The sequence below is a fragment of the Salmonella sp. SAL03688 genome (assembly GCF_046551895.1).
Classification (GTDB): Bacteria; Pseudomonadota; Gammaproteobacteria; order Enterobacterales; family Enterobacteriaceae; genus Salmonella; species Salmonella enterica.
In genome coordinates, this window is the sequence record NZ_JBGDVI010000002.1 from 47,023 (window position 1) to 61,379 (window position 14,357).

Genomic DNA, 14,357 nt, shown 5'->3' on the forward strand with positions numbered 1-14,357 from the left:
CGTTTTCGCACGCGTAGGCCCGGTAAGCGTCAGCGCCACCGGGCAATTGAGTTAGAGACAATCACGATTCACTGCACGTTTCAGGAACCATCGCCCATGACACAGACGTTAAGCCAGCTTGAAAACCGCGGCGCTTTCATTGAACGCCACATCGGACCGGACGCCGCACAGCAGCAAGAGATGCTGAATGCGGTTGGCGCCGAGTCGTTAAACGCGCTGACAGGTCAGATTGTGCCGAAAGACATTCAGCTCGCGACTCCGCCGCAGGTTGGCGAGGCGGCAACCGAATATGCCGCACTGGCGGAATTAAAAGCCATCGCCGGGCGTAACAAGCGCTTCACGTCCTATATTGGCATGGGCTACACCGCCGTGCAGCTACCGCCGGTTATCCTGCGCAACATGCTGGAAAATCCAGGCTGGTATACCGCCTACACTCCTTATCAGCCGGAAGTCTCTCAGGGGCGTCTGGAAGCGCTGCTCAACTTCCAACAGGTGACGCTGGACCTGACGGGACTGGACATGGCTTCCGCCTCTCTGCTGGATGAAGCGACCGCCGCCGCTGAAGCGATGGCGATGGCAAAGCGCGTCAGCAAATTGAAAAATGCCAACCGGTTCTTTGTCGCCTCTGATGTCCATCCGCAAACTCTGGACGTCGTGCGTACGCGTGCCGAAACCTTTGGCTTTGACGTCATTGTGGATGACGCGGCGAAAGCACTGGATCACCAGGATGTGTTTGGCGTGCTGTTACAACAGGTAGGCACCACGGGCGAAATTCACGACTACAGCGCACTGATTACTGAGCTGAAATCCCGTAAAGTTGTGGTCAGCGTCGCCGCCGATTTTATGGCGCTGGTGCTGCTGATGGCTCCGGGCAAACAGGGCGCGGACATTGTTTTCGGCTCTGCGCAACGCTTCGGCGTACCGATGGGGTACGGTGGCCCGCATGCGGCGTTCTTTGCCGCCAAAGACGAATTTAAACGCTCCATGCCAGGCCGTATTATCGGCGTCTCAAAAGATGCGGCGGGCAATACCGCACTGCGCATGGCGATGCAGACTCGCGAGCAGCATATCCGCCGTGAGAAAGCGAACTCCAACATTTGTACCTCGCAGGTACTGCTGGCTAACATCGCCAGTCTGTATGCCGTTTATCATGGACCGGTTGGCCTGAAACGCATTGCGAATCGTATCCACCGCCTGACCGATATTCTGGCGGCAGGTCTGCAACAGAAAGGCTTAAAGCTGCGTCATGCGCACTACTTTGACACGCTGTGTGTGGAAGTAGCTGATAAAGCTGCGGTACTGGCGCGTGCGGAAGCGGCAGAGATCAATCTGCGCAGCGATATTCATAACGCGGTGGGTATTACCCTTGATGAAACCACCACCCGTGAGAATGTGGCGCAGTTGTTCAATGTTTTGCTGGGCGACAGCCACGGTCTGAACATTGAAACACTGGATAAAGACGTGGCGCTTGATAGCCGTTCCATTCAGCAAAGTATGCTGCGTGACGATGCGATTCTGACGCATCCGGTATTTAACCGTTACCACAGCGAAACCGAGATGATGCGCTATATGCACTCGCTGGAGCGTAAAGATCTGGCGCTGAACCAGGCGATGATCCCGCTGGGTTCCTGCACCATGAAGCTGAACGCCGCCGCCGAGATGATTCCTATCACCTGGCCGGAATTCGCTGAACTGCATCCGTTCTGCCCGCCGGAACAGGCCGAAGGATATCATCAGATGATTAGCCAGCTTTCTGACTGGCTGGTGAAACTCACCGGGTACGACGCCGTCTGTATGCAGCCTAACTCCGGAGCACAGGGGGAATACGCGGGGCTGCTGGCGATTCGTCACTATCACGAAAGCCGCAACGAAGGGCATCGCGATATCTGCCTGATCCCGGCCTCTGCTCACGGCACTAACCCTGCTTCTGCACATATGGCAGGAATGCAGGTGGTGGTTGTGGCGTGTGATAAGAACGGCAACATCGACCTGGACGATCTGCGGGCAAAAGCAGAACAACATGCTGCGAACCTTTCTTGCATCATGGTGACCTATCCGTCCACCCACGGCGTGTATGAAGAAACGATCCGTGAGGTGTGTGAAGTTGTGCACCAGTTCGGCGGTCAGGTTTACCTTGACGGCGCGAACATGAACGCTCAGGTCGGCATTACCTCACCGGGCTTTATTGGCGCGGACGTTTCGCATCTTAACCTGCATAAAACTTTCTGCATTCCGCACGGCGGCGGTGGCCCAGGCATGGGACCGATCGGCGTGAAAGCGCATCTGGCACCGTTCGTACCGGGCCATAGCGTGGTGCAAATCGAAGGCATGTTAACCCGTCAGGGCGCGGTTTCTGCGGCGCCGTTCGGTAGTGCCTCTATCCTGCCAATCAGCTGGATGTACATCCGCATGATGGGCGCAGAAGGCCTGAAGCAGGCAAGTCAGGTCGCGATTCTTAACGCTAACTACATTGCCAGCCGTCTGAAAGATGCCTATCCGGTACTGTATACTGGTCGCGATGGCCGTGTGGCGCACGAATGTATTCTTGATATTCGCCCATTGAAAGAAGAAACCGGCATCAGCGAGCTGGATATTGCCAAGCGTCTGATCGACTACGGTTTCCATGCGCCAACCATGTCGTTCCCGGTGGCGGGCACGCTGATGGTAGAGCCGACGGAATCTGAAGGTAAGGCTGAGCTGGATCGCTTTATCGATGCGATGCTGGCTATTCGCGCAGAGATTGACCAGGTGAAAGCGGGTGTCTGGCCGCTGGAAGATAACCCGCTGGTGAACGCGCCGCACATTCAGAGCGAACTGGTCGCCGAGTGGGCGCATCCGTACAGCCGTGAAGTTGCCGTATTCCCGGCAGGCGTGGCAGACAAATACTGGCCGACGGTGAAACGTCTGGATGATGTTTATGGCGACCGTAACCTGTTCTGCTCCTGCGTACCGATTAGGGACTACCAGTAATTTACTGATTCGACTGTTTTCTAAAGGCGCTTCGGCGCCTTTTCAGCTTGTTAATAAAGTGCGCTTTGTTTATGTCGGATGCAGTGTGAGTGCCTTATTCAGGCTACAAAGTGTTACTAATTCAATATATTACACTAAATCGTTGGCTCCTGTCAGGCAACCTGGCGTTTGTATCAGTGTATTAGCCAGAATTAAATTACCGCTTTTTTAGAGCCTAATGATTCATTGTGCATCATTTTTACCTTGCTGTTATTTAATCAAAACAACACAGTATATTTACATGTAGTTACAAATAGTTTCTCTCCGGAATCGTTATTTACCTCTCAATATAGTTACAAAAATTTCCGTATATTAAATTCATCAAGTTATTAATTTAAATTATAAATTAAAAATAAACATAAATAACGTAAATATTTATTAACTTAGCGCTTTGTTTTTTATACCTGGAGGGAATAATGAAACGATTTATATTTCTGCCATTAATGACATATTTTCTATTAATGAATGCAATGGCAGCTAACGGAGAAAATAATCCCAGTAATCTATTAGGTGCACCAGTTAATACCGCTATTTCTGGTGGTTCAGTATTGCCGGAAGGAAAGTTATTAACCGCCGTGAATAGCTCATTTCGCGATAAAGATCATCAAATCGAGGGGCACGGAAGTCCGGATGTTTACTCCCAGATATGGTTATTGAAGATTCGTTACGGTTTGACCGACAGACTGGAATTATCAACTGTGGGTTCCTATATCAATAACAAACGAGACAATCTGTCTCCTGAGCACATAGAGGGAATGGGCGACCAATCGGTGGGGGTCAATTATGCTTTAATGAGCCAGCGAAGAGGTGATCCGTTTTGGGTTACGGTAGGCGGGGCAGTATTACTACCCACCGGGCAAGATGGAGATAATCATTTGCCTGGGAATAGCGCCTGGGGAGGAAGAGTAACACTCACTTTAACAAAATTATTTACTCCTAACATTAAAGGGGATATGGGTTTTGTATATCAGGGACCATTTGAGCGCGGTAACCAGGACGTGAAACGAGGTAACGAATTCCAGTGGAATACCCAGGTGCGGTATATGTTTAGCGATTTACCGCTGGATCTTGGTCTGGAAAGTGCCTACAGCAATAATGCCTCTGGAACGAAAAAACTGTCTAATGGCAGCGTAATTAATAACCATTCTGGAACTACCGAATGGGTTGTTGGTCCGTCATTTAATATTGCCGTCGATTCACTGAAATTATGGTTTGGTGCCGGAGCCTTCTTCCCGGTAATGCAGGAAGCGAAGTCGCCAACCAAAATGGAAGATGTACGCTGGGAATTTAAAATAGGTAAGACCTGGTAAGACTCGTTCAAAGTGTTACCCGCCGACTGGCGGGTAACGTGCAGGGGTTAAAGCTTCTCGCCGTTGCTGGCAATCACCTCTTTGTACCAGTTGAAGCTCTTCTTACGCGAACGCGACATATCGCCCGTACCGTCATCGTGCTTGTTCACGTAGATGAAGCCGTAGCGCTTGCTGTACTGACCGGTGGTGAACGACACGCAGTCGATGCAGCCCCACGGCGTGTAGCCCATCAGGTCGACACCATCGTAAGTGACCGCTTTTTTCATCTCTTCAATATGGGCGCGCAGGTAGTCAATGCGATAGTCGTCGTTGATGCTGCCATCTTCTTCTACTTTGTCGTAAGCACCAAAACCGTTTTCGACAATAAATAGCGGCTTTTGATAGCGTTCGTACAGTTCACACAATGAATAGCGCAGACCCACCGGGTCAATCTGCCAGCCCCAGTCAGATGCTTTAACATAGGGGTTCGGTACGCTGCCTTCAAAACCGGAAATCGCATCGCCGCTACCGCCTTCGGCTTTGACCGCGTTGGTCATGTAATAACTGAAACCAAGATAATCGCAGGTGCCTTCGCGCAGCACTTCAAGATCGCCATCGTCCATTTTGATGTTAAATCCGCGGCGCTCCCACTCGTTCAACACATAGGACGGGTAATAGCCGCGCAGCTGCACATCGGTAAAGACGTAGCGTTCACGCATCGATTCCTGAGCAAACATCACATCTTCTGGTTTACAGGAGAAAGGATACAGCGCGACCATCGCCAGCATACAACCCACTTTCATCTGTGGATTAATACGACGTGCCGCTTTTACCGCCAGCGCGCTGGCGACAAACTGATGATGTAAGACCTGATACATGGTTTCTTCTGGATTCTCATGCTCGGTATACACCACGCCGGAACAGCAGTAGCCAAACAGCGGCGCGCGCCAGTTTCGCTGGTTGTTAATTTCGTTGAAGGTCATCCAGTATTTGACCTTATGTTTGTAGCGTTCAAACACGACTTCAGCAAAACGGACAAAGAAATCAACCACTTTACGATTGGTCCAGCCGCCGTAGTGCTGTACCAGATGTAATGGCATTTCAAAGTGAGAAAGGGTAATGACCGGTTCGATGTTGTATTTGAGTAACTCATCAAACATGTCGTCGTAGAATTTCAGACCGGCCTCGTTTGGCTGGGATTCGTCGCCATTCGGGAAGATACGCGTCCAGGCAATAGAGGTACGGAAGCATTTGAACCCCATTTCGGCGAAAAGACGGATGTCTTCTTTGTAATGTCCGTAAAAATCCACCGCCTCGTGGTTCGGATAGTATTTGCCAGCAACGACATTCTGGGTGATTTCGCGTGGCACGCCGTGTGCGCCGCCGGTTAGCACGTCGCAGATGCTGGGGCCTTTACCGTCTTTATTCCAGCCGCCTTCAACCTGGTGTGCAGCAACCGCGCCGCCCCATAAAAAATCTTTTGGCAGGGTGAGTTTTCTCATTGTTGCATAATCTCAATTTATTTAGTCTGTTATCATTCATTCTGCACCAAATGACATGTAAAGCGTACGCAAAATTCCAGGTGTCGGGGCAAGAACACATTCAGATCGTAACATCCACTTCAAGGGGCCATATTCAGGGGGATAACCACATGCAGCCAAATGACATTACTTTCTTTCAACGTTTCCAGAATGACATTCTGGCAGGGCGTAAAACCATCACTATTCGTGATGCCTCCGAGTCCCACTTTAAAGCAGGCGATGTGCTACGCGTGGGGCGGTTCGAAGATGATGGCTATTTTTGCACAATCGAAGTGACAGGAACGTCAACTGTGACGCTGGATACGCTGAACAAAAAACATGCGCAACAGGAAAATATGTCGCTTGATGAGCTGAAACGGGTCATTGCTGAAATCTATCCCAACCAGACGCAATTTTATGTGATTGATTTTAAATGCCTTTGATAAATATGAACGCGTGTTAGTTGAGTTATTGTAATTAACTTATTGAATAATAAACAAAATTTAATTTTGCGAATTTATTTTAGCTAACATGTGTTCACTGGAACCATTCTCAGTTACGCTAGAGGCGCAGTTCATCGTTATGAACGTTTCTCCGGAGTAAGTTATGGTGCAAAAACCATTAATGACGCAGGGATATTCGCTGGCTGAGGAAATCGCCAACAGTATTAGCCACGGCATTGGATTGGTATTTGGTATTGTCGGCCTGGTGCTGTTGTTGGTTCAGGCGGTAGAGGCGAATGCGGGTATGACGGCTATCGCCAGCTACAGTTTATATGGCGGGAGCATGATCCTGCTTTTTCTTGCCTCAACGCTTTATCATGCCATTCCTCATCAGCGGGCAAAAATCTGGTTAAAGAAATTTGATCACTGCGCTATCTATCTGCTCATTGCCGGAACCTATACGCCATTTCTGCTGGTAGGTCTGGATTCGCCGCTGGCGCGCGGACTAATGATTGTGATCTGGAGCCTGGCGCTATTCGGTATCCTCTTCAAGTTGACGATTGCGCACCGATTTAAAGTGCTTTCACTGGTTACGTATCTGGCAATGGGCTGGCTGTCGCTGATAGTGGTTTATCAGTTGGCGATTAAGCTGGCGATAGGCGGCGTGACGCTGCTGGCGGTAGGTGGCGTCGTTTACTCGCTGGGCGTAATTTTCTATGTTTGCAAACGCATACCTTATAACCACGCCATCTGGCATGGCTTTGTGCTGGGCGGCAGCGTGTGCCACTTCCTGGCCATCTATTTGTATGTGGGACAGGCGTAATTCCCGGATGCCCGTGCCGGATGGCGGCGCTGTCGTACCTTATCCGGCCTACGAGAGCAGCACGTGCGAGCCTGATGGCGTTGCGCTATCAGGCTATCCGGCTTTTAACGTGATATCACTCTTCCAGCGAGTAAGGCAGCGGGACGATATGCAGGGTGTTGGCATCGTCGCGAACACGGAAGACGCTTTCGGCTTCTAAATCGTTATTCATGACGGCCTGAACCAGTAACTGACCATCGTCCAACTGTGTCGCCGCCAGAATAGCGCCGGTACGACGCCAGTTCTCGCCCATCTGTAGCTCCAGATCTTCTCCTGCTTCCGGTACCCGGCTGGCTTTGCCCGCCAGCAACCAAAGCGCGCGTTTATTGGCGCCGCGGAATTTTGCCCGTGCGACCATCTCCTGTCCGGTGTAGCAGCCTTTCTTGAAGCTGATGCCGCCCAGCGCCTGTAGGTTAGTCGCCTGGGGGATAAACTGACCGCTGTTCGCCGCGTCAATCACCGGAATGCCTGCTTCAATATCCAATGCCAGCCACTGTTGACTGTTATTCAGTTCGGCTTCGCCATGCAACTTCTCCGTTAACATGTTGGCCGTCGCGACATCGGTGACAAGCAGGAATCGTTCCGCAGGATGTTCAAACCATAGCAGCGTAGAGGCGCCGTCTCTGACCACCTGATTTTCGCTATTGGGCAGTACGCTAAAGACATTAGCCAGCGCCGCGCGGGCCTGAAAACCTGCCACGCCAAGCAATACGCGTTCGTCATCCGGCGCGATGACCACTTTGGAAAATACGGCGTACTTTTTCAGCTCCGTTAATTGCGCTTCACGCACGCTACGGCGTTCAATCCAGGCGAAACCGTCGCGCTCACGGAACAGGCGCAGAGTGCTCCACATCTTACCTTTAGCATCGCAGTGGGCGGCGAGAAGGTGTTGCTGTTCAGTCATCTGGCTTACGTCAGCGGTGACCTGGCCCTGAATATACTTTTCACTGTCTACGCCGGTAATGGTCGACAGCGCCCAGTCGTCAAGCGCGATCAGCGTCAGCGGCAGGCGGGCTGACGATGAAGGATGACGTGGTGGAAAGGAGATAAAAGCCATAAATAATGTCCTGGTTAGCTGCAACAATAATGGTTAATGGTAAAAGAGCCATCGGTCATTGCAAGTGCTTTAAATAGCCCATTGAGAGCGGATTGATCGTTTTGCGAGGCGGTATCCAAAATGGATGAACATATTGATTCCCAGCCTTTTATTTCGCGATCGCGTTCCAGATTACTGAGATTCCCGTAAAACAACGCCAAAAACACGTTACAATAGCCCGGTACTTCATTTTCGCGAGGCAGGAAGAACATGGATATTCACAATAAAGCACGTATTCACTGGGCATGTCGTCGCGGTATGCGCGAACTTGATATTTCCATCATGCCGTTTTTTGAACATGAGTACGATAGTTTAAGTGATGAAGAAAAGCGTATTTTTGTCCGTTTGTTGCAGAGTGATGACCCGGATTTATTTAACTGGTTAATGAATCACGGTAAACCGGCTGACGCTGAACTGGAACAGATGGTCCGACTCATTCAGACACGGAATCGGGAACGTGGTCCTGTGGCAATCTGATTTACGCGTCTCATGGCGCGCTCAGTGGATCTCATTGCTCATTCATGGGCTGGTTGCCGCGGTGATTTTATTGATGCCCTGGCCGCTGAGTTATACCCCGTTATGGATGATACTACTGTCGCTGGTCGTGTTTGACTGTGTACGTAGCCAGCGCAGGATTAATACCTGTCAGGGAGAGATCAAGCTACTCATGGACGGGCGCTTACGCTGGCAGGGGCAGGACTGGACGCTCTTGCGTCCGCCCTGGTTACTGAAGAGCGGGATGGTGTTGCGTTTACGCGCAGAGTCTGGACGTCATCAGCATTTATGGCTGGCGGCGGATAGCATGGAAGAAGCGGAATGGCGTGAGTTGCGTCGGATACTGTTACAGCAGCCGATATCAGGCCAACACTGACGGAACGGCGTAAACGCGGTTCCGTCGAGAGGGAAATACAGCGAGTAAGGCTTCAGGCGTAGTGTTCGGCCATTTCGCCGAGAATTTGTTCACACCAGGTCTGTATACGCTCATCGCTGAGATCGTACTGGTTCGTTTCATCCAGCGCCAGGCCGACAAACAGTTGCCCATCCGCAATGACCGGTTTATTGCTGGTAAATTCGTAGCCTTCTGTGGGCCAGTAGCCGACAAATTTAACGCCTTTGAGGGCAAGTTTGTCATGCAACATACCCAGCGCATCCAGGAACCACTCACCGTAGCCGAGCTGGTCGCCCATACCGTAAAGCGCAACGATTTTGCCTTCCAGATTGAGATCGTCCAGTTGCTCCCAGACGGCTTCCCAGTCCTCCTGAATTTCGCCAAAATCCCAGGTGGGGATGCCTAAAATGAGCACGTCGTACTGCTCCATTAAGGCGGGGGCGTCATCCTTAAGGTTATGTAATGTCACCAGCTCCGGGCCGAGAATATCGCGAATTTTCTCTGCGGCCATCTCGGTGTAGCACGTGCTGGAACCGTAAAAAAGACCCATGTTCATTACGTTACATCTCGATTCTGCTATAGCGTTGCGGGTAGTGTAACAGAATCGCTGCATTCACGGCACAATGAGGCATAATGCACCAAAAGTAAGCGTGAAGTAGGGAGCGCGAATGGAACAGGATTTAGCGCGTATTGAGCAGTTTCTGGATGCCCTGTGGCTGGAACGAAATCTGGCGGAAAATACATTAAGCGCGTATCGTCGCGATTTATCGATGGTCGTTGCGTGGTTGCATCATCGCGGAAAAACGCTTGCGACGGCGCAGGCTGATGATTTACAAACGCTGCTGGCTGAACGGGTGGAGGGCGGATACAAAGCGACCAGTTCCGCACGCCTGTTAAGCGCTATGCGGCGCTTTTTCCAGCATCTGTACCGTGAAAAGTGTCGTGAGGATGATCCGAGCGCGCAGTTGGCCTCGCCTAAGCTTCCGCAGCGTTTACCGAAAGACCTTAGCGAGGCGCAGGTTGAACGGCTCTTGCAGGCGCCGCTTATTGATCAACCTTTGGAGTTGCGCGATAAAGCTATGTTGGAAGTGCTGTATGCCACCGGTTTGCGCGTGTCGGAACTGGTGGGGCTGACAATGAGCGATATCAGTCTGCGGCAGGGCGTGGTGCGGGTTATCGGTAAAGGCAATAAAGAGCGGTTGGTGCCGTTAGGCGAAGAGGCGGTATATTGGCTGGAAACGTATCTGGAGCATGGGCGTCCCTGGTTACTCAATGGCGTATCGATTGACGTATTGTTCCCCAGCCAGCGTGCGCAGCAGATGACGCGGCAGACCTTCTGGCACCGTATTAAACATTATGCGGTACTGGCTGGAATCGATAGCGAAAAACTATCGCCGCATGTTTTACGTCACGCTTTCGCCACGCATTTGCTGAATCACGGCGCCGACTTGCGCGTTGTACAAATGCTACTTGGGCATAGCGATCTTTCGACGACACAAATTTATACGCATGTCGCAACGGAGCGTTTGCGTCAACTTCATCAACAGCACCATCCGCGGGCATGAGTGCTGACAGGAAAGGATAGTTTATGAAAAAGCGTTTTATGATGTTCACTTTACTGGCGGCGGCGTTTTCAGGCGTGGCCCATGCGGATGATGCGGCTATCCGTCAGTCGCTGGCTAAGCTGGGCGTTCAGAGTACGGAAATTCAGGCCTCGCCAGTGGCAGGGATGAAAACCGTCCTCACTCACAGCGGCGTACTGTACGTCACTGATGACGGCAAACATATTATTCAAGGGCCGATGTATGACGTGAGCGGCGCGCATCCGGTAAACGTGACGAACAAACTGCTGATGAGCCAGCTAAATGCGCTGGAAAAAGAGATGATCGTCTATAAAGCGCCGGATGAGAAACATGTCATTACTGTTTTTACCGATATCACCTGCGGCTATTGTCATAAGCTACATGAAGAGATGAAAGATTATAACGCGCTGGGGATCACGGTACGTTATCTGGCCTTCCCGCGCCAGGGGCTGGAAAGCCAGGCGGAGCAGGATATGAAATCTATCTGGTGCGCCAAAGACAAAAACAAAGCGTTTGATGACGCCATGGCAGGTAAGAGTGTGAAACCGGCAAGCTGTGACGTGAACATTGCTGATCATTATGCGTTGGGCGTGCAGTTGGGCGTTAGCGGTACGCCAGCCATTGTATTGAGTAACGGCTATGTGGTGCCTGGCTATCAGGGACCGAAAGAGATGAAAGCGTTTCTTGATGAGCATCAAAAACAGACCAGTGGTAAATAATACGCGTGAAACAACAGAGACAACTTCGTCGGCGCGAGGCTGATGAGACGGCGGAACTCCCCGCCGATCTTCCTCCATTACTACGACGTTTATATGCCAGCCGGGGCGTTCGTAGCGCCCGCGAACTGGAGCGCAGCGTGAAAGGAATGCTGCCCTGGCAACAGCTTAGCGGCATAGATAACGCGGTGGAGATCCTCTACAACGCCTTTCGCGAAGGTACCCGCATTATTGTTGTTGGCGATTTTGACGCCGACGGCGCGACCAGTACTGCGCTAAGCGTATTGGGAATGCGTGCGTTGGGATGTGACAACATCAGTTATCTGGTGCCTAATCGCTTTGAAGACGGCTACGGTTTAAGCCCGGAAGTGGTCGATCAGGCGAAGGCGCGCGGCGCGCAGCTTATCGTCACCGTAGACAACGGCATTTCATCCCACGCCGGCGTAGCGCATGCAAAGACGTTGGGGATTCCGGTGATCGTGACCGATCACCACCTGCCAGGCGACACGTTGCCGGATGCCGAAGCGATTATTAATCCCAATCTGCGCGACTGCGAATTCCCGTCTAAGTCGCTGGCGGGCGTCGGCGTGGCGTTTTACCTGATGCTGGCGTTGCGAACATTTTTGCGCGACAAAGGATGGTTCGACGAGCGCAACATCGCGCCGCCGAATCTGGCGGAGCTGCTGGATTTAGTGGCGTTGGGTACGGTAGCAGACGTTGTGCCGCTGGACGCCAACAACCGTATTCTGACCTGGCAAGGGCTAAGTCGTATTCGTGCCGGGAAATGCCGTCCGGGAATTAAAGCGTTGCTGGAGATATCGAATCGCGATCCGCAGCAGCTTGCCGCCAGTGATTTAGGCTTCGCGTTGGGGCCTCGCCTGAATGCCGCCGGCAGGCTGGATGATATGTCCGTTGGCGTGGCGTTACTGTTGTGCGACAACCTCGGCGAAGCGCGTGTTCTGGCCAGCGAGCTGGATGCGCTTAACCAGACGCGCAAAGAAATAGAGCAGGGGATGCAGGCGGAAGCGCTTATCCTGTGCGAAAAGCTTGAGCGCAGTAGTGAAACGCTTCCGGGCGGTCTGGCGATGTATCATCCTGAATGGCATCAGGGCGTGGTCGGAATTCTGGCGTCGCGCATTAAAGAGCGTTTTCACCGCCCGGTGATCGCCTTTGCACCTGCGGGCGACGGCACGCTAAAAGGCTCAGGCCGTTCGATTCAGGGGTTGCATATGCGCGATGCGCTGGAAAGGCTGGATACGCTTTACCCTGATCTGATGATCAAGTTCGGCGGTCATGCGATGGCGGCGGGATTGTCGCTGGAAGAGCATAAATTCGAGCAGTTTCAGCAACGTTTTGGCGAGCTGGTGACGGAATGGCTCGATCCTGCCCTGTTGCAAGGCGAGGTGATCTCCGATGGTCCATTAAGCGCGGCGGAGATGTCTATGGAAGTGGCGCAACTGTTGCGGGATGCCGGACCGTGGGGGCAAATGTTCCCGGAACCGTTATTCGATGGTCGTTTCCGTCTGCTACAGCAGCGTCTGGTGGGCGAGCGCCACCTCAAGGTGATGGTGGAGCCCGTCGGCGGCGGCCCGCTGTTGGATGGCATCGCATTTAATATTGATACGACCTGTTGGCCGGATAACGGCGTGCGGGAGGTAGAACTGGCTTATAAACTGGACATTAACGAGTTTCGCGGCAACCGTAGTTTACAGATTATTATCGATGATATTTGGCCGCTATGATCGGGGCGATTTAACAACACTTTCGCTGTAATTAAGGGGCGAAATCCGCTAATATTTCGCCCTTATAACCGCATTTTGACAAGTCAAATAAAAGAAATCAGACCATGTTTGAAATTAACCCGGTGAATAACCGCATTCAGGACCTCACGGAACGCACCAACGTTCTTAGGGGGTATCTTTGACTACGATGCTAAGAAAGAGCGTCTGGAAGAAGTAAACGCCGAGCTGGAACAGCCGGATGTCTGGAACGAACCTGAGCGCGCGCAGGCGCTGGGAAAAGAGCGTTCATCGCTCGAAGCGATCGTCGATACGCTTGATCAAATGACTCAGGGGCTGGACGACGTTTCCGGGCTGCTGGAACTGGCGGTAGAAGCTGACGACGAAGAGACGTTTAACGAAGCCGTCGCGGAACTGAATACGCTGGAAGAGAAGCTGGCGCAGTTGGAATTCCGCCGGATGTTCTCCGGCGAGTACGATAGCGCCGATTGCTATCTCGATATTCAGGCCGGTTCTGGTGGTACTGAAGCGCAGGACTGGGCCAGCATGTTGCTGCGTATGTATCTGCGTTGGGCGGAAGCGCGCGGCTTCAAGACGGAAGTCATTGAAGAGTCGGAAGGGGAAGTCGCTGGCATTAAGTCCGCGACTATCAAAATCTCCGGCGAATATGCCTATGGCTGGCTGCGCACTGAAACCGGCGTACATCGTCTGGTGCGTAAAAGCCCGTTCGACTCCGGCGGTCGCCGTCATACCTCGTTTAGCTCCGCATTTGTGTATCCGGAAGTGGACGACGATATCGATATCGACATTAACCCGGCGGATCTGCGTATCGACGTCTATCGCGCGTCTGGCGCAGGCGGTCAGCACGTTAACCGTACGGAGTCCGCCGTGCGTATCACCCATATTCCCACCGGGATCGTGACGCAGTGCCAGAACGACCGTTCGCAGCACAAAAACAAAGACCAGGCCATGAAGCAGATGAAAGCGAAGCTTTATGAACTGGAGATGCAGAAAAAGAACGCTGAAAAACAGGCGATGGAAGACACTAAGTCTGATATCGGCTGGGGAAGCCAGATTCGTTCCTATGTCCTGGACGATTCCCGCATTAAAGACCTGCGTACTGGGGTGGAAACCCGCAATACACAGGCGGTACTGGACGGCAGTCTGGATCAATTTATCGAAGCAAGTTTGAAAGCAGGGCTATGAGGAAT

The 14,357-nt window shown here is 52.1% G+C and carries 13 protein-coding genes; 10 read left to right on the top strand and 3 right to left on the bottom strand.

Features of this window, described 5'->3' with window-relative positions; genetic code table 11:
- Positions 1-96: 96 nt before the first annotated feature.
- Complete coding sequence (gcvP, locus tag ACLJR2_RS02060; RefSeq protein ID WP_000194971.1) at positions 97-2,970, top strand: aminomethyl-transferring glycine dehydrogenase; 2,874 nt, start codon at positions 97-99, stop codon at positions 2,968-2,970.
- A 455-nt stretch (positions 2,971-3,425) separates the two neighbouring features.
- A complete protein-coding gene (locus ACLJR2_RS02065) occupies positions 3,426-4,319 on the top strand; it encodes a transporter (RefSeq protein WP_000819375.1) in 894 nt (297 codons plus the stop codon).
- A gap of 47 nt (positions 4,320-4,366) precedes the next feature.
- Here the strand turns inward: ACLJR2_RS02065 and bglA are convergent, their stop codons facing one another.
- Entirely contained in the window at positions 4,367-5,800 is a 1,434-nt protein-coding gene (bglA, locus tag ACLJR2_RS02070; protein ID WP_001230140.1) for a 6-phospho-beta-glucosidase BglA, read from the bottom strand.
- A 149-nt stretch (positions 5,801-5,949) separates the two neighbouring features.
- Here bglA and yqfB point away from each other — a divergent pair, with 149 nt between their 5' ends.
- Both yqfB and trhA read left to right on the top strand, forming a co-directional pair.
- Positions 5,950-6,261, top strand: coding sequence for a N(4)-acetylcytidine aminohydrolase (yqfB, locus tag ACLJR2_RS02075; RefSeq protein WP_001182978.1), 312 nt, complete (start codon positions 5,950-5,952; stop codon positions 6,259-6,261).
- A gap of 163 nt (positions 6,262-6,424) precedes the next feature.
- Complete coding sequence (gene trhA / locus ACLJR2_RS02080; protein WP_000250289.1) at positions 6,425-7,084, top strand: PAQR family membrane homeostasis protein TrhA; 660 nt, start codon at positions 6,425-6,427, stop codon at positions 7,082-7,084.
- A 115-nt stretch (positions 7,085-7,199) separates the two neighbouring features.
- Here the strand turns inward: trhA and ygfZ are convergent, their stop codons facing one another.
- Positions 7,200-8,180 carry a tRNA-modifying protein YgfZ gene (gene ygfZ / locus ACLJR2_RS02085; protein ID WP_000874178.1) on the bottom strand — a complete coding sequence of 327 codons (981 nt, stop codon included), beginning with the start codon at positions 8,178-8,180 and terminating at the stop codon, positions 7,200-7,202.
- 249 nt (positions 8,181-8,429) lie between these two features.
- On the opposite strand from ygfZ, the gene sdhE reads away from it, so the two are divergent.
- Together sdhE and ACLJR2_RS02095 are read left to right on the top strand one after the other, a co-directional pair.
- A complete protein-coding gene (sdhE, locus tag ACLJR2_RS02090) occupies positions 8,430-8,696 on the top strand; it encodes an FAD assembly factor SdhE (protein WP_000351186.1) in 267 nt (88 codons plus the stop codon).
- Positions 8,677-9,090: a protein YgfX gene (locus ACLJR2_RS02095; protein ID WP_000244756.1), complete on the top strand. Its 414-nt coding sequence runs from the start codon at positions 8,677-8,679 to the stop codon at positions 9,088-9,090. The genes sdhE and ACLJR2_RS02095 overlap by 20 nt, the downstream gene beginning before the upstream one ends.
- Positions 9,091-9,142: 52 nt before the next feature.
- On the opposite strand, the gene fldB is transcribed toward ACLJR2_RS02095, so the two are convergent.
- Positions 9,143-9,664 carry a flavodoxin FldB gene (fldB, locus tag ACLJR2_RS02100; RefSeq protein ID WP_001055885.1) on the bottom strand — a complete coding sequence of 174 codons (522 nt, stop codon included), beginning with the start codon at positions 9,662-9,664 and terminating at the stop codon, positions 9,143-9,145.
- A 112-nt stretch (positions 9,665-9,776) separates the two neighbouring features.
- On the opposite strand from fldB, the gene xerD reads away from it, so the two are divergent.
- From xerD to prfB, 4 genes are all read left to right on the top strand, one after another.
- Positions 9,777-10,673, top strand: a complete 897-nt coding sequence (gene xerD / locus ACLJR2_RS02105) for a site-specific tyrosine recombinase XerD (protein WP_000434300.1) — start codon at positions 9,777-9,779, stop codon at positions 10,671-10,673.
- A gap of 23 nt (positions 10,674-10,696) precedes the next feature.
- Positions 10,697-11,410, top strand: a complete 714-nt coding sequence (gene dsbC / locus ACLJR2_RS02110) for a bifunctional protein-disulfide isomerase/oxidoreductase DsbC (RefSeq protein WP_000745616.1) — start codon at positions 10,697-10,699, stop codon at positions 11,408-11,410.
- 5 nt (positions 11,411-11,415) lie between these two features.
- Positions 11,416-13,149: a single-stranded-DNA-specific exonuclease RecJ gene (recJ, locus tag ACLJR2_RS02115; protein WP_000813394.1), complete on the top strand. Its 1,734-nt coding sequence runs from the start codon at positions 11,416-11,418 to the stop codon at positions 13,147-13,149.
- Between the two features lie 104 nt (positions 13,150-13,253).
- Positions 13,254-14,352, top strand: a protein-coding gene (gene prfB / locus ACLJR2_RS02120; protein ID WP_010989230.1) for a peptide chain release factor 2 whose coding sequence is annotated in 2 segments (ribosomal slippage) — positions 13,254-13,328 and positions 13,330-14,352 — 1,098 coding nt in all. Because the reading frame shifts where the segments join, the coding sequence is not laid out codon by codon here.
- The last annotated feature ends 5 nt before the right edge of the window (positions 14,353-14,357 follow it).